The sequence below is a fragment of the Phycisphaerales bacterium genome (genome assembly GCA_020852515.1).
Classification (GTDB): Bacteria; Planctomycetota; Phycisphaerae; order Phycisphaerales; family UBA5793; genus UBA5793.
Genome location: JADZAS010000016.1, coordinates 116,370 through 132,224, shown reverse-complemented (window position 1 = coordinate 132,224; position 15,855 = coordinate 116,370). Strand labels below are relative to the sequence as shown.

10 protein-coding genes are annotated in these 15,855 nt (G+C 65.6%); 7 read left to right on the top strand and 3 right to left on the bottom strand.

Going from position 1 to position 15,855, the window contains the following annotated elements:
* The first annotated feature begins 58 nt into the window (after window positions 1-58).
* From IT430_12350 to IT430_12340, 3 genes are all read left to right on the top strand, one after another.
* Window positions 59-637, top strand: a complete 579-nt coding sequence (locus IT430_12350) for a hypothetical protein (GenBank protein MCC6908726.1) — start codon at window positions 59-61, stop codon at window positions 635-637.
* A gap of 282 nt (window positions 638-919) precedes the next feature.
* The gene (locus tag IT430_12345; protein MCC6908725.1) at window positions 920-2,395 is read left to right on the top strand and encodes a PQQ-dependent sugar dehydrogenase; all 1,476 of its coding nucleotides are present in this window, start codon (window positions 920-922) and stop codon (window positions 2,393-2,395) included.
* A 22-nt stretch (window positions 2,396-2,417) separates the two neighbouring features.
* Window positions 2,418-3,872 carry a hypothetical protein gene (locus tag IT430_12340; protein ID MCC6908724.1) on the top strand — a complete coding sequence of 485 codons (1,455 nt, stop codon included), beginning with the start codon at window positions 2,418-2,420 and terminating at the stop codon, window positions 3,870-3,872.
* 185 nt (window positions 3,873-4,057) lie between these two features.
* On the opposite strand, the gene IT430_12335 is transcribed toward IT430_12340, so the two are convergent.
* Window positions 4,058-5,962, bottom strand: coding sequence for a hypothetical protein (locus tag IT430_12335; GenBank protein ID MCC6908723.1), 1,905 nt, complete (start codon window positions 5,960-5,962; stop codon window positions 4,058-4,060).
* 235 nt (window positions 5,963-6,197) lie between these two features.
* On the opposite strand from IT430_12335, the gene IT430_12330 reads away from it, so the two are divergent.
* Window positions 6,198-9,377, top strand: coding sequence for a tetratricopeptide repeat protein (locus tag IT430_12330; GenBank protein MCC6908722.1), 3,180 nt, complete (start codon window positions 6,198-6,200; stop codon window positions 9,375-9,377).
* 6 nt (window positions 9,378-9,383) lie between these two features.
* Here IT430_12330 and IT430_12325 read toward each other — a convergent pair whose 3' ends face one another.
* Window positions 9,384-9,842, bottom strand: coding sequence for a hypothetical protein (locus IT430_12325; protein MCC6908721.1), 459 nt, complete (start codon window positions 9,840-9,842; stop codon window positions 9,384-9,386).
* A gap of 174 nt (window positions 9,843-10,016) precedes the next feature.
* Between IT430_12325 and IT430_12320 the strand changes: the two genes are divergently transcribed.
* The 3 genes from IT430_12320 (at window position 10,017) to ligA (ending at window position 15,490) form a co-directional block, all read left to right on the top strand.
* The gene (locus tag IT430_12320) at window positions 10,017-10,961 is read left to right on the top strand and encodes a tetratricopeptide repeat protein (protein ID MCC6908720.1); all 945 of its coding nucleotides are present in this window, start codon (window positions 10,017-10,019) and stop codon (window positions 10,959-10,961) included.
* A 100-nt stretch (window positions 10,962-11,061) separates the two neighbouring features.
* The gene (priA, locus tag IT430_12315; protein MCC6908719.1) at window positions 11,062-13,398 is read left to right on the top strand and encodes a primosomal protein N'; all 2,337 of its coding nucleotides are present in this window, start codon (window positions 11,062-11,064) and stop codon (window positions 13,396-13,398) included.
* A gap of 34 nt (window positions 13,399-13,432) precedes the next feature.
* Window positions 13,433-15,490, top strand: coding sequence for an NAD-dependent DNA ligase LigA (gene ligA, locus IT430_12310; protein MCC6908718.1), 2,058 nt, complete (start codon window positions 13,433-13,435; stop codon window positions 15,488-15,490).
* 5 nt (window positions 15,491-15,495) lie between these two features.
* Here ligA and IT430_12305 read toward each other — a convergent pair whose 3' ends face one another.
* Window positions 15,496-15,852, bottom strand: coding sequence for a hypothetical protein (locus tag IT430_12305; protein MCC6908717.1), 357 nt, complete (start codon window positions 15,850-15,852; stop codon window positions 15,496-15,498).
* Window positions 15,853-15,855: the final 3 nt, after the last annotated feature.

Genomic DNA, 15,855 nt, shown 5'->3' with positions numbered 1-15,855 from the left:
GGCGTTTGCGGCGGAGCGTTGTTGTCCCTCGCGGATGTGCCGCTAGCATTGCCGCCATATGGGAAGACTCATCTCTTTTCTCGCGTGCGGTGTGACGGTCGGCTTCTTTGCGGGCGCTTTCCAGATACCGAACATGATCCCGATCATGCTGGTCATCTTCTGGCTCGGCATGGGTGCCGGGCTGCGGCTGGGCTACGCGCTTGTTGGCGCCGTCCTCATGCCCCTGGCGGTTGTGGCGCCGATGTGGTTCCTGCCCGGTCCAACCGCCGTCGGCCGGATGTACCCGCCTGACGACTCGCAATTGGCGGAGATGTTCATCGTCCGCGGCGCCGACGAAGTCTACGCCAAGCGGCTTGAGGCCTACGAAAAAGACGTGCAGGCCCAGGAGCAGGCAGTGAAGTCCGGGCTGGTGCCTTTGCCCAAGAGCAAGCCGAGCGAACTTGTTCCACCCACCCTGCATGACGCCAACACGGAAGTCCTGTCCGAGAAGATGGGACACACCTCGCGCCCAGAATTCGACATCTGGCCGCGCCGGACCGCCTGGGCGGCCGGCCTGCTCGTGACAATTCTCGCTTTTGCGTTCAACACAGTCACAACGCGTCCGTTCCGTGAGGCGCGCCCGCTCGGACAAGCTTGATCGCCGCGGGACCCCCTCATGCGAGATGGCGGATAGTTGCGAGGCAAAAGCCGCCGATCAGACACCGAAAAACGGTAACTTGCTGCGTTATCCGGGCTTTGCCGCTTGCAGAGCAGCGGATCCGGCGGTATCTTGGAAGGTAACAGATCGGAGCGGGCTCTTCAAAGGGCCTCGCGTTTCACCCGGCGGCGGGGCGCTATCCACGTGAATCGGAACAAATTCCGGGCGTGTGCGGTTGTGTTGTCGCCGAATTGCATCGAACTGACCTCGAAGGGAGAGATCATGTACCGCAAGTCCATTCACCGCGCGATGGCGTCTGCCGTCGCGTGTCTTGGCGTCACCGCTGCTTTGCTCACCGGTTCCCAAGCCCAGGCCCAGACGCTCGCGGTCGAGCAGGTCGCCAGCGGCCTGTCAGGCGCCCTGTACCTCACCTCGCCCCCGGGCGACACGCATCGCCTGTTCGTTCTCCAGCAGAACACCGGGCAGATTCGCATCATCAAAGACGGCAACGTGCTGACCACGCCCTTCCTCGACGTGCGCACCCGCATCAGCACCGGCGGCGAGCGCGGTCTGCTGGGTTTGGCGTTTCATCCCGACTACGACAGCAACGGCTACTTCTTCATCAACTACACGAACACTTCGGGCAACACGGTCGTCGCCCGTTACGAAGTCACGGGCGATCCCGATGTGGCGGACTTCAACTCCGAGGCGATCGTTTTGACCGTCACCCAGCCGTACTCGAACCACAACGGCGGGTGTCTGCAGTTCTCGCCGATGGATGGATACCTCTACATCGGCATGGGTGATGGCGGCAGCGCCAACGACCCGGGTAACCGCGCCCAGAACGGCCAGGAACTGCTGGGCAAGATCCTTCGCATCAACGTCGATCAACTCCCCTACACGATTCCCGCCGACAACCCGTTCGTGAACGACCCGGCGGTCCGCGATGAGATCTGGGCCATCGGGATGCGCAATCCGTGGCGGTTCAGTTTCGACCGCATCACCGGCGACATGTACCTCGGCGACGTGGGACAGGGCTCCAACGAGGAAGTCGATTTCGAGCTTGCCGGCGACGGGGGCCAGAACTACGGCTGGCGCTGCATGGAAGGCACGCGCTGCACCGGCTTGAGCGGCTGCACCTGCAACGCGCCCACTCTCACGCTGCCCATCTACGAATACCTGCACTCCGGCGGCCGCTGTTCGATCACCGGCGGTTACAACTACCGCGGGCAGTCCATCCCGCTGCTCGACAACACCTACTTCTTCGCCGACTACTGCAGTCGCAACATCTACTCGTTCAACTATGACGGCCAGCAGGTGACCAACTTTACCGACCGCACCTCCGAACTCGGCGGCGGCTCGATCAGCTCCATCGCATCGTTCGGTGAGGACGCCAACGGCGAACTCTACATCCTCAGCCTCGGCGGCACGATCAACAAGATCGTGACGAAGATGAAGCTCGAGGCGACCGACCTCATCGCCGGGCAGCGCGCGACGCTTCGCGTCACCAACGCCACTCCCAACGGCAACGTCTACTTCGCCTACAGCCTTGCCGGAACCGGGCAGACGCCCATCCCGCCGCTCAACATCACCGTCGCGCTGCAGAGCCCGGTGCTGGCCGGCCGCGTGCAGGCCAACGGCTCGGGCGTGGCGATTCTCAGCCGCACGGTGCCCAGCGGCACCTCCGGCCAGCGGGTCTGGCTGCAGGCCGGCGAGCAGGGCGAAACGACCAACGTGATCACTACGGTCATCCAGTAACTTTCTCAAACGTGGAGCGAACATGAACGGACATCATCTCGGCCGGACCGGCCTCACCCGTGGTCTCTTCCTTTCCGCCATACTGGCGCTGCCGGCTGCGGCCTTGGGTCAGGCTCAGCCGGTCCCGAGCAAGCCCGTGGACCTCAACTCCGATTCGGGCCTGCTGAGCAACGGCGGCGACGAGCCGCGCGTCGTCTGGTCGGAGATCATCGAAGCCCGCGGCGCCGGGTGGCTGCGGCTGTACTTCGAGTCCGTCGATCTCGACCCGGACTACGCCACCGCCGAGAGTTCCATTATCCGCATCATGTCGCTTGAGGACGGCGGCACGCAGCACCTCAACGCGTGGACCATCAAAGAGTGGTACAACAGCACCGCCTACTTCAACGGCGAGATGCTCTCCGTGGAATTGATCGCCCGCCCCGGCAGCAGGAACAACCGCGTCGTGCTCGACCGCGTCGACGTGGGGATCGTCGATGAAACGGTCGAACCCGCCTCCATCTGCGGCACGACTGACGACCGCGTGCTCTCCACCGACGCTCGCTCGGGCCGGGCCATGCCCATCGGCTGCTCGGCGTGGATCATCAACGATCCCAATCACCAGTTCATCACCGCCGGGCACTGCGCATCCAGTAGCCTGCAGGTGATTCAGTTCAACGTGCCCTTGTCAGACGGCAACGGCACGCCGCGCAACCCCGCTCCCGAAGACCAATATTCCGTTGACATCGCCTCCAAGCAGAGCCAGAGCGGCAGCATCGGGCAGGACTGGGGCTACTTCGGCGTGTTCCGCAACACCGAGACGGGCCTTTCGGCCTATCAGGCGCAGGGCGAGTTCCATGTTCTGGCGTCAACCCCGCCGCAGGTCAACGGACAGACGATCAACATCACCGGCTACGGGACGACGGGCAGTGGCGTGCCGCGCGAGTGGAACCAGGTGCAGAAGGTCCACACCGGCCCGTTCTGGCAGTTCAGCGGGACGACAATCCGCTATCGCGTGGACACGACCGGGGGCAACTCCGGCTCGTGCGTGCTTGACGAAGATACCGGATTGGCCATCGGCGTGCATACCCACGCCGGCTGCGACAGCAGCTCGAACAGTTCCAACCAGGGCACGGGCATCAACCATACCGGCTGGCAGAACGCGCTGGCCAACCCGCGCGGCGTGTGCGCTCCATTCACGCTGACGGCCCCCTCGCTCTTCGCTGGCCAGCAGGCCACGTTCCAGGCGTCGCAGGCATCGGCGGGGCAGACGGTCTACTTCCTCTACAGCGTGCAGGGCCAGGGAGAGACGCTGCTGCCCAACATGGGCGTGACGCTGGGCATTCTCAATCCCAAGCTCGGCGGCTCAGCCGTGGCCGACGGCAACGGCAACGTCAGCATGACCCGCGTCATCCCGCAGATGGCCCGCGGCGCCACGCTGACACTCCAGGCCATCGAAGCCGGCCGCGTGTCCACCATTGCGACGAGGCTGGTGAACTGAGGAAAGTCAATGACGCCAGTCGCGGCGCAAGAGTCGCTGGCAAAGTAGGTGATCAAGGGAGCGAGGCAGCCGCCTCGCTCCCGTTCGTTTTCTGGATGCGTCGGTGGTGAAGGGTTCCGTCGATCAGCCGAGGCGCGGCGCCGGGGTCCCGCGACGCTCAGGAAGCGCGGCAGATATCAACCAGGCTACGGCAACTGCGCGATGTTGCTGGTTCGACAGGAGTTGGCTTCGATGAGTTGGAGGTAGGCGCCGCAGGCGCCGCTGCTTGTGTTGCCGGTGAGTGTACCGCTGCCGTTGGCGCCCGTGGACACGACGCGAACAAGCCGGATGCCGCCGCTAATGCCAAGGCTCGTTCCTTCGCACGCCGAGCCGGGCGGGATGATCGTGTTGCCCAGGTTCATCCCGAAGACCAGGCCTTGCTGGCTGCTGGGCGCTGCATTCTCCCACGCCACGACCACCTGGCCCGGGCACGTGCCCGTGACCGAGAGCGTGTACTGAGAGACATCGCAACCGCTGCCGGAGATGATCGAGCCTTCGAGTTCGAAGGGGAAATCGACCGGCAGGCCCGAATCCATGTTGGGCGCCCACGTCTGGTTCGAGACGAGGAAGCGGCGCGAGTTGTCGGTATTGAGCGAGCGCGGCACGGTGGGCGGCGCGAAGGGCCCGGTGAAGTTGGGGGTGCCTTGCGTTGTCAGCTCGACCCAGTATGTCCCGCCGGAGAGATCCGGCGCCCACGACATATCCAGAGTGATGCGCTTCACGGCGCGGCTGCAATCAGCCGGGTTGCTGCTGGTGACGCGGTAGATGTCCATGAACTCGGAGCCGACGAGGCGATTGGTCGTCAGGTCGCCCGCAATGACCTGCCCGCCGGCGCCGGGCGGACCGTCCCACAGCCGGGCGAAGCCGGCGTTGATCGGCTCGTTGGGCGGAGACGCGGGCTGATAGAGATACCACTGCATGTTGTCGAGTCGCCACGTCTGGCCGGTGGGCACGGTGAAGTCGTCGGCCTGGCGCGCGATGGCGCGCGAGGCGTCGAAGCCGAGCACGACGCCGGGCGATTCGAGCGTGCTGATGTCTCCGCCATTGCACCCTGCGATGAATTGCGTGACGAACGTGCCGTTGTCCCAGAGGTTGATGATGCCCTGCTCCGAGCCGCCCCAGAAGTCCACGGCAGCGGCGAGGGACGACGGGCAGCCGCTCTCAAGCGAGATGCACTCGCCCGGCGGGGTGAAGGCGCCGTCGTAGTCGAGGTCGATGTAGCCGAGCGCGTCCGTTGAGCCCTGTTCGAGCCGGTCTTTGGCGCCCCAGAGCACGGCCTGGTTGTTGGCGGCGCGGGCGCTGCGCTGATCGTCGTACCAGAAGGCGACTTCGTAGCCGAACTGCACGGCGGGGCCGGGAATGGTCATGCACACATCGGCGAACTCGCGCAGGTTGAGCGTCGAGTAGTAGTAGGTATCCGAGCCGCACTTGCCGTCGAGCGGACCGAAGTTGACGAGCACGCCGCCCACAAGATTGGGTTCGAATGGTTCGCAGTTGGATGAGAAGGGCGCATCGTAGAGGAGCACCTCGATGACGGTGTCGCCGATGATGCGCGGCGGGACGAAATCGTCAAGTTGGCCCGCGCTGCGCTTGTTCGTCCAGGCGAGAAAGACCTGGCTGACGTTGCCGCGTTCGCCGCGGCTGTTGATGGACGACGTGGCGGAGATGCGCATGCCGCCGTAGGTGAAGGCGCACGACTGGAGGATGCGGCGGGTCTGGGCGCAGAGTTGGGTGCAGACGGGATCAAAGCCGCCGCACTCGATGCCGTCGGTGGGCACGAACTCGGGCCCCGGTCCGCGCAGCTTGGTCGTTTCGGCCGAGCCGAAGGTGAGATCGGACGCCTGAATCTCGCGTTTGAGATCGCTGATGATGTACGGATGCCACTGTCCGACGGAACCGTCGCTGAAAATCTGCGCAATGGCGACAGGCTCGACGTGCTCAGCGCCCGAAAGCGAAGCGATGGAGATCTGGCCCCATGCGGTCGGCGCAAACAGCAGGGCAGCCGACGCCGCAAGCAGCAGCGGCGTGGCGGAGAAACGGGCTCGTGGCATGTCTCGCTCCCTTCAGTCGACAGGACGGGCTGCGATCACTGACTGCACGCAGACCTCGCAAAAACCGACATCAGTATGCCTGCAATTGCCGGAAAACGCAAGCAAATTCCGGCCAAGGGCCATTTAAACCGCTGTATGGGCGGCAAAGCGGCCATTTCGGCGGCCTTGCTGCGGGGAGTTGTGCCCGGTACGCTCATCCTGCTTCTGTCCCGGAAGGTCCGAGAGCCCTGTTCCCATGCCCGCCACGCCCTCGCCAACTCGACTGGTCGTCCTGCTCTTTTCCGACATCGTCGGATCGGTGCAGCTCAAGAGCCGGCTTGGCGATGCAGAGGCGGCCCGCATCATCGGTCGGCACGATGCGATCTTCAGGCGGGTGTTCGAGCATGCCGGGGACGGCGAGATCCTCAAGGACACGGGCGACGGCTTTCTCGCCCGGTTCAATACCGTCAGCAGCGCCGTCAACTTTTCCCTGCTCTTTCAGGATGCCATGCGGCGCGAAGGCTGGCCCGGTTCGCCGCTGCGGGTTCGCGTTGGCCTGCACCTTGGCGAAGTCTCCGAACTCGATCCCGATCCCGAAGGCGGCGCGAAACTCTCGGGCCTGGCCATCGACCTCACCGCGCGTGTCATGGGCCTGGCCGAAGGCGGCCAGATCCTCCTCACGCGGGCGCTCTTCGACAGCGCCCGGCAGTACGTGCGCCAGCACCCGCCCATCGAGAACGGGCCGGCGCTGACCATCCGCTGGATGGCGCATGGGCCGTACAAGTTCAAGGGCACGGATGAACCGCTGGAGGTCTTCGAAGTCGGCGCGGAGGGGCAGTCGCCGTTGCACGCGCCGCGCGATTCGGAGAAAGCGCACCGCGCGCTCGCGCCCGGCGAGGATGAGACGCTCGGCTGGCGTCCGGCCAGCGGCCTTGAGGTGCCGACGCGCGGCGGGTGGAAACTCGAGCGGCGCATCGGCGAGGGAGGCTTTGGCGAAGTCTGGCTCGGCGTACACGAGAAGACCCGCGTGCACCGCGCTTTTAAGTTCTGCTTCGATCAGGATCGGCTGCGCTCGCTCAAGCGCGAACTCACGCTCTTTCGCGTGCTGCGCGAAGTGCTCGGTGACCGGGACGACATCGCGCGCCTGTACGAGGTGCAGCTCGACGAAGCGCCGTACTTCCTCGAAGTGGAATTCACCGAGGCGGGCGATCTGAACAACTGGGCCAAGGCGCAGGGCGGCATCGACAAAGTACCCATCGAGACGCGCCTGGACCTCGTGGCGCGAACGGCCCGCGCCGTGGCGGCGGCGCACTCCGTCGGCGTGCTGCACAAGGACATCAAGCCGTCGAACATTCTGATTCACCAGATCAAGGGGGGGCAGCCCCGGCCGCGCCTGTCCGACTTCGGCATCGGCATGCTCGCCGACCGCACCGAACTCGAGGCGCGCCAGATCACGATTTCGGGCTTCACCGGCCTGCTGACCGAAAACGAATCCAGCCGCACCGGCACGCGCCTCTACGCTCCGCCCGAGATGCTCGTGGGCAAGGCTTTTACCGTGCAGGGCGACATCTACGCCCTGGGTGTGCTGCTCTATCAGATGGTCGTCGGCGATCTTGAGCGACCGCTCGCGGTGGGGTGGGAGCGCGATGTTGATGATCCGCTGCTGCGCGAAGACATCGCCAGGTGCGTCGAAGGCGACCCGGACCGGCGATTCCGGACGGCTGCAGAACTCGCCGAGCGGCTCGAAACGTTGCCCCAGCGGCGGCGCGAGCGGGCGCAGGAGTTGCAGCGTCTCGAGCAGGCGGCCCGCCGCCAGAGGCTTGTGCGGCTGTCCGTCGCGGCGCTCGTTGTTCTGGCGGTGCTGCTGGCGATACTGGGCGTGGGCTTCCTGCGCGAGCGCGATCTTCGGCGCACGGCGCAGAACGAGGCCGCCAAGAGCCAGCGCGTAGTCGCCTACTTGCAGGACATGTTTAAGAGCGCGCGCATCAACGAACTCGGGCGCAACGCGCGCATCGTGCAGGTGCTCGATCCCGCCGTCGCCGCGCTCGACGCGGAACTGGGCCGCGACGCGGACGTGGCGGCGACGATGCAGTTCGCCCTCGGAAGCCTGTACCGCTACACCGGGCTTCACGACGAAGCCGAGAAATTGCTGACGCGCGCCTTTGAAGAGTCCAGCCGGATCAACGGCCCCGATGCGCGACTGACGCTTCAGGCCATGAACGGACTGGGCCTCATCCGCCTCGATCAGCATGACCTCGACGGAGCAGACGCGCCGCTTACGCAATCCTTCGAGCGCCACAAACGCGAGTACGGCGCCACGGATCAGTACACGCTCGAGTTCGCCAACGCCCTCGCGCAGCTGCGCACCCTGCAGCGGCGCTTTGACGAGGCGTTCGCACTCTTCAAGGAGACCATTGCCGCGCACGAGGAAATCGAGGGCGGATTCGGCTCGGAGACGGTGATTGTCACCGCCAACTACGCCGCGGCGCTCGCGGCGTCAGGCGCGGTGGCGCAAGCCGAAGCGGAGTTGCGGCAGGCCTACGAACGCGCCGCGGCGCAGTGGGGTGGGAAGTCGATCATCACCTTGTCGGCCGCAAACAACCTCGGCGCCTGGCTCGTCGCTCAGCGCCAGCCCGAGCAGGCAGCGGCGCTGCTCGGCCCGCTGCTCGAGACGGTGCGCGAGGTGCTTGGCCCGTACCAGGCGGACACGGTGATGTTCTCGGCCACTCTGGCCCGGGCAATGGTCGATCTGCGCGAGTTCGAGCAGGCCGAGGCGCTGCTTGGGCGGGTGCTCGATGATGCGCAGAACCATCTCGGCGGCGATTACCCGGCCGTGCAGGATGCGCGCTTCACCTACGCCGATCTGCTCAACCAGAGCGGGCGGCCCGAGGAGGCGGAGGAGGAGTTCAAGCGGCTGCTGGCCGATCGAATCGCCGTGTATGGTGCGGACGATGCGCGCACGCTGCGCGTGAAGGGGGAACTGGCATTCATCCTGGATGATGCGGGCAAGGACGAAGAGGCGCTGGCCATGTACTCCGATGTCGCCGCCGCCACGAAAGCGTCCCTGGGGGAGGATGATCCCGAGACGATCTTTGCCGGCAACAACCTGGCCGCATTCTTCCGCAGCCGCCAGCGCTACGCAGAGGCCGAGCCGATCTACGCGCAGGTGGTGTTGGCGGCGGACCGCGTCCTGCCCGAAGACCTCTGGAGGCGGTGGTTCATCCACGGCCGCTACGGCATGTGCCTGCTGAGCATGGGTCAGACGCAGCGCGCCGAGGCGGAACTGCTGCTGGCCAGCACGGGACTCGAAAACACCATCGGCGTCGACAAAGCCCCGACGCAGGAGGCCATCGCCCGACTCGTCGATTGCTACGAAGCGCTGAATCGGCCCGAAGATGCGGCGCGGTTTCGCAGCAAACTCCAATCAAGACCGTGAGCGATCTCACACCTCGACCGGCTCGAAGCGAATGCAGTTGTCGATGAGCCGGGCGAAGTAGGCGTCGATGTGGTTCACCTTCGTGACGCTCTGCACCATCGCCGTGGCGCGGACGAGATCGGCCTTCTGCACGAGTTCGAGGCGGCGGTCTTGCAGTTGCAGACGCGTGGAGTAAAACGCGCACCCCTGGTGGGCGATGAGGATTACGCGCTTAAGGCCGTGCACATCCACCAGGAACTGCAATTCGTCGATGACGCTCTTCTCCTCAAACATCGCCTGCGGGTGGCCGGCGAGGCACGCCGGCCCGCCGGGCAGCGCGACCCGGTCGTAGCGCGGCAGTTGCAGGCCGTTCTGCAAAAAGTCGTCGAAGTGCTCACCCACGCGGCCGTCCGAGCAGTAGATGGCGGCGGCGTGGATACGGTGCTGCTCGTAGGGAATGCGGCTGTCGTAGTTGTGCTCAGGCATGACGGGGCCAGTATAGAGCCGCGGGGCTGGCGTCGCAGGCCTGTGTCGGCCGTGGAACGATTCGGGTATTCACCGGATGCGGCTGCCGCGCTATGATTGGTGTCGTGAGCGCTGCCGCCACGCCGCAGCCGTGCGGCCCTGGCAGGCGCCAAGCCCCAAGTGGAGACCATGCGTATGCCCCAGGATGTGATGGATATTCTGATCGGCTCGTCCGGACAGGCGGTCAACCGCGACCCGCAGGCCAGTCGCGAGCATTTCGTGGCCGGCAGCAACGCCGAGAAGGCGGGCGACCGCTACGGCGCGATTGAGCAGTTCCGCCGAGCCGTGCAGTACGATCCCGAGAACGCCGAGGCGATGTTCAAACTGGCATTCGCGCTCGATCTCGTCGGCGAGGAAGACGAGGCGATGGCGACCTACGAGCGCTGCGTCGAACTTCAGCCGGCCCACATCAACGCGCTCATGAACCTGGCGATCTGCTACGAAGATCGCGGCAGTTACCGCCGGGCGGAGAAGTGCCTGCGCCAGGTGCTTGAGACCGAGCCCAACCACGCCCGGGCTCTGCGCTTCATGAAAGATGTCGAAGCGTCCTTTGACATGGAAGTGGATGAGGACATCGAGCGCGACATGACCAAGCGCAACGCGCTGCTCGATACGCCGGTCACGGATTTCGAACTCTCGGTGCGAGCCCGCAACTGCCTCAAGAAGATGAACATCCGCTCGCTGGGCGATCTGCTTCGCATCACCGAAGCCGAACTGCTCGGCTACAAAAACTTCGGCGAGACGAGCCTGCAGGAGATCAAGGACATGCTCGCGGCCAAGGGCCTGCGCCTGGGCCAGGGCCTGGACGAGCAGCACAACGTCCTGCGCAATGCCGTGTACGAACAGCTGCGCGGCACGCCGCAGGAGCACCTGCTCAACAAGCCCGTCTCCGATCTCGAACTGTCCGTCCGCGCCCGCAAGGCGCTGCAACTGCTCGACGTGCAGAGCATCGGCGACCTGTGCGCCCGCACCGAGGCGGAACTGCTGGGCGTCAAGAACTTTGGCACGACGAGCCTGGTCGAGGTGCGCGACAAACTCTCGGAACTCGGCCTGGGACTTCGCGAAATCGGCAACGAGTGAACCGCAGCGCCGCGCGCTGCCTGATCAAGCCGGTACACTTGCATCACCACACGCACGTCGCGTGTGGTGATGTTCGTTGCGCTGCGCGCGGGAGCCAATGGTGAGTACGCTCTTCGAAGATGAGGTCGATGCTTCGGCGGGCGTTGCGCAGGTCGTGCCCGAGCGCGGCATGGATCGCTATCCACACGGTCTGACGTACGTCATCCCGCCGGCGCTGGCTGGTCTGCGCGTGGGTCAGCGCGTCGTGGTGCCGCTGGGGCGAGGCGACCGGCCGGCTCCGGGGTTCGTCGTGGATGTGCAGATGGACGCCGACGCGATCGGCGGCCGCCGCCTCAAGACGATTCTTGATCTCGATCCGTTCGGCGGAGCGCTGACCGAGCCGCTCATTGAACTGGCGCAATGGATCGCGGGCTACTACTGTGCGCCGCTCGGTTCCGTCTTCGCCACCATGCTCCCGGCCGCGGTCAAAAAGGGTGTCGGCCGCTCCACGCGAGTGCTCATCGATCTTCCGGCTGAACCGCCGGCGGAGGAGCCGCCTCGTCTCTCGGCCAGCCAGAAGCGCGTGCTGCAGGCAATGGCGCAAGCGCCGCAGCGGCCGATTGAAATCAGAGCTCTCGCGGAACTCGCTGAACTCAAGACGACAGCTCCGATCAAGCGCCTCGTCCAGGCCGGGATGCTCATCCAGCAGCGTCAGACCACCGTGCGCGCCGCGTGGGAGGCGATCGGCATTCGTCCAACCGATTCGTTCACCGTGACGGATCGGCAAAGTCGCGCCATCGAGGCGATCTCCGCGGCCGTTGCAGACTCCTTTGGCGTGCACGTGCTGCACGGCGTGACGGGAAGCGGCAAGACCGAGGTCTACCTGAACGTCATTGAGCGCGTGCTGGCGGCGGGCCGCTCTGCCATCGTACTGGTGCCCGAAATAGCGCTCACGCCGCAGACCGTCGGCCGGTTTCTGGCGCGATTCGATCGCGGCATCGCGATCCTGCACAGCGGGCTGACGGCAGCACAGCGCCACGAGCAGTGGGCGATGATCGCGCGCGGCGAAGCGCGAGTGGCCGTCGGGGCTCGCTCTGCAGTCTTCGCCCCGTTTCCACCGGGGGCGCTGGGGGTGATCGTCGTCGACGAGGAGCACGACTCGTCCTACAAGCAGGATCAGTCCCCGCGCTACCACGCGCGCGACGTGGCCATCCGCCGGGCCCAGATCGAGAACGCCGGCGTCATCCTCGGCTCGGCCACGCCGTCGCTGGAGACGTGGTACAACTCCTCGCATCGCGGCGCCTTTCACTGGCACGAACTGCCCGAGCGCGTGCCGGGCGCAAAACTGCCGCGCGTCGAGATCGTCGACATCCGCAAGCAGCAGAAGCAGGCGGCGCAGGAGGGCGATCGCAGCGTGCGCCTCATCGGGCCGCGGCTCGAAATGCTGCTGCGACACACGCTCGAAAGCGGGGGCCAGGCGATGCTGCTGCTCAACCGGCGCGGCTACGCCAACTATATCGCCTGCCCCGATCAGACCTGCGGCTGGGTCATGCAGTGCGAGCACTGCGATGTGGCCATGGTCTACCACCGCGACCGCGACCTGCCGCGCGGCGGACTTGTCCGCTGCCACCACTGCCTCGCTGAGCAACTCCTCCCCGAGCGCTGTCCGACCTGCGGCAAGCGCATCGTCACGTTCGGCATGGGCACGCAGCGCATCGAGGAGGAAGTGCTGCGCCTGCTGCCGGGCGTGATCGACGAGCATGAGATGCAGCGCATGGACTCCGATTCGATGCACAGCGCCCGCGACTACTACGACGTGCTCGATCGCTTTCGCGTTGGGCAGATCCGCTTGCTCATCGGCACGCAGATGATCGCCAAGGGACTCGATTTTCCCAATGTGCGGCTCGTGGGCGTGGTAAACGCGGACACCGCGATCAGCCTGCCGGACTTTCGCAGCGCCGAGCGCACGTTCCAACTCGTCTCCCAAGTCGCAGGCCGGTGCGGTCGCGGCGAACATCCGGGGATCGTCGTCGTGCAGACCTTTCAGCCCAACCACCCGGCCGTGCAGTGCGCGGCCAGGCACGATTACCTCGGCTTTGTGCAATCGGAAATCCCGCAGCGGCAGTACGCCGGCCTCCCGCCCGTCGGGCGCATGGCGCGCATCGTGGTGCGCGACTCCGATCACGTGCAGGCGACGCGCCGGGCCGAGCAACTCGCCGAGGCTCTTCAGGGCTTTGTAAACGCGATGAGCGGTGGGGATGGAAAGCCCGCCGCGTGGATCAAGGGACCGGCGCCGTGCGCGCTGTCGCGCATCGCCGATCATTACCGCGTGGGCATCGAAATCATCGCGCCCTCGGCCGCGACGGTGCAACGTCTGCTCACCGACCTGCGCAATGCTGGCCTGGCGGTTTCGGATGTGAACACGGCAGTGGATGTCGATCCCGCCAGTCTGCTGTGAAAGAATTGCCGACCTGATCACCGGTGGAGTGCACATGACCGCCAGCGCCGCCAAACGAATCGAGCAACTGCGCCAACTCATCCGCAAGGCGGACCGCGCCTACTACGTTGATGCAGCGCCGATCATGGCCGACTCCGAGTACGATCGCCTGCTGCGCGAACTGCAGCGGCTTGAGGAGGAGCATCCCGAACTGGCCGACCCCAACAGCCCGACCCAGCGCGTCGCGGGCGAGCCGATCAAGGGCTTCAAGACCGTCCGCCACACCGTGCCGATGCAGTCGATCGACAACACCTACTCGATCGATGACCTGCGCGCCTGGCACGCGAGAGTGCTCAAAGGCCTCGGCCTCGACGGGCAAGAGACGGACTCGCTTTACGCGAAGTCGCCTGACGTGGAGTACGTCTGCGACCCCAAGATTGACGGCGTGGCGATCAGCCTGCGTTACGAGCAGGGACGGCTCGTCTCCGCCGTGACGCGCGGCGACGGCGAGAAGGGCGATGACGTAACGGCCCAGGTCCGGGCCATCCGGGCGATCCCGCTCGAACTTGCCTCGCACGGCAAGGAGCAGCCGCCGGACGTGCTCGAAGTGCGCGGCGAGATTTTCATGCCCAATGCCGAGTTCGAGCGCCTCAACCGCGAGAAGGAGAAGGCCGGCGAGGCGCTCTTTGCCAACGCGCGCAACTCGACCGCGGGAACGCTCAAGAATCTCGATCCGAAAGTCACCGCCGCGCGCCGGCTCAACTTCGTGGCGCACGGGCGCGGCGAGATCGACGGCCTGGACGAAGTGGAAACGTACATAGGCTTTCTAGATCGCGTGAAGTCCATGGGCGTGCCGGTGAGCCCGCACGTGAAACTCTGCCACGGCATCGCGCAGGTCGAGAAGACCATCGAGAAGTTCAAAGGTGCGCGGACTGAACTCGGCTACGGCGTAGATGGCATGGTCGTCCGCGTGAATCGGTTCGAACAGCAGGAGACCCTCGGCTCGACCAGCCGCGCGCCGCGCTGGTGCATTGCATTCAAGTATCCCGCTGAGCAGGGCGTCACGGTGTTGGAGAAAGTTGACTGGATGGTCGGCAAGGGGGGCACGCTCACGCCTCGGGCCACGATGAAGCCCATCTTCATCGCCGGCACCACGGTCATGCACGCGACGCTGCACAACATCGAGGAGATCCGCCGCAAGGACATCCGCGTCGGTGACACCGTCATCATCGAAAAGGCCGGGGAGATTATCCCGCAGGTCGTCGGCGTGGTGCGTGAGAAGAGGCCGAAGAACTCAAAGCCGCTTGAGCCGCCGAAGCACTGCCCGGCGTGCCGGGGCACGGTCGAGCAGGAGGGGCCCAAGGTCTTCTGCGTCAATCCCGAGTGCCCCGAGCAGTTTCGCGAGAAGCTGAAATGGTTCGTCGGGCGCGATCAGATGGATATCGACGGCCTGGGCGAGAAACTCGTCGATCAACTCGTCGACGCCGGGCTTGTGCACCATTTCGCGGACCTGTTCACGCTGCCTGAAAAGCGCGATCAACTGCTCGCGCTGGAGCGCCTCGGCGAGAAGTCGGCGGACAACCTGATCGCCGGTCTCGAAGAAGCCAAGAGCCGCGGCCTGGCGCGCGTGCTCGCGGGGCTGGGCATCCGGCACATCGGCGTGTCCACCGCCAAGACTCTCGCCAAGAACTTCCCCGACGCCGATGCACTGCTCGAGGCGTCGCGCGAGGATCTCCTCGCGCTGCCGGACTTCGGGGAGGTGACGGCGACGACGCTGCACGATTACCTGCAGTCGCGGCAGGGGCGCGATGCGTTCGCGCGACTCAAGAAGGCCGGCGTCGATCTCACGAGTTCGACGTACCGCAAGCGTGAAGCGCCGCCGGACTCGCCATTTGCCGGCAAGACCGTTGTCATCACCGGAACGCTCGAAGCATTCACGCGGCCGGAGTTGACGGAGCGGCTCGAGACGCTGGGAGCCAAGGTCTCAGGCTCGGTGACGAAGAAGACGGATCTGGTCATCGCCGGCGAGAGCGCGGGCTCAAAACTCGATAAAGCGCGCGAGCTGGGCATCGAAGTGTGGGACGAGAAGCGCCTCACCGCCGCGCTGAAATAGCCGCCTCACCCGATCACCGACAGGCCCATGTAGACGAGTTGGCCCAGGACGACGGCGCTGACGAGCAGCACGAAGATCGCCGCGAGACAGCGTTCGAGGCGCCACAGCCACGCCCGCGCATTTCGGGTTCTCCGTGACGGGCTGGGCAGGGCCGGCTCCACCGACGTGTACGGGATGCCGCACAGCCCCTCCATCTCGGCGTAACTCAGGGGCGGGCGGCGGCGGAAGTCGCACCCGCAGTTCGGACACCACGGATCGGCGCTCCGAAACACGCCCTCGCGCACGCCGCGCCCGTCGTAGCCGCAGCGCACGCACATGCGGCGGTGAATCGACGTGTCGTGCGTGGGTCCGACGATCGCCATGAG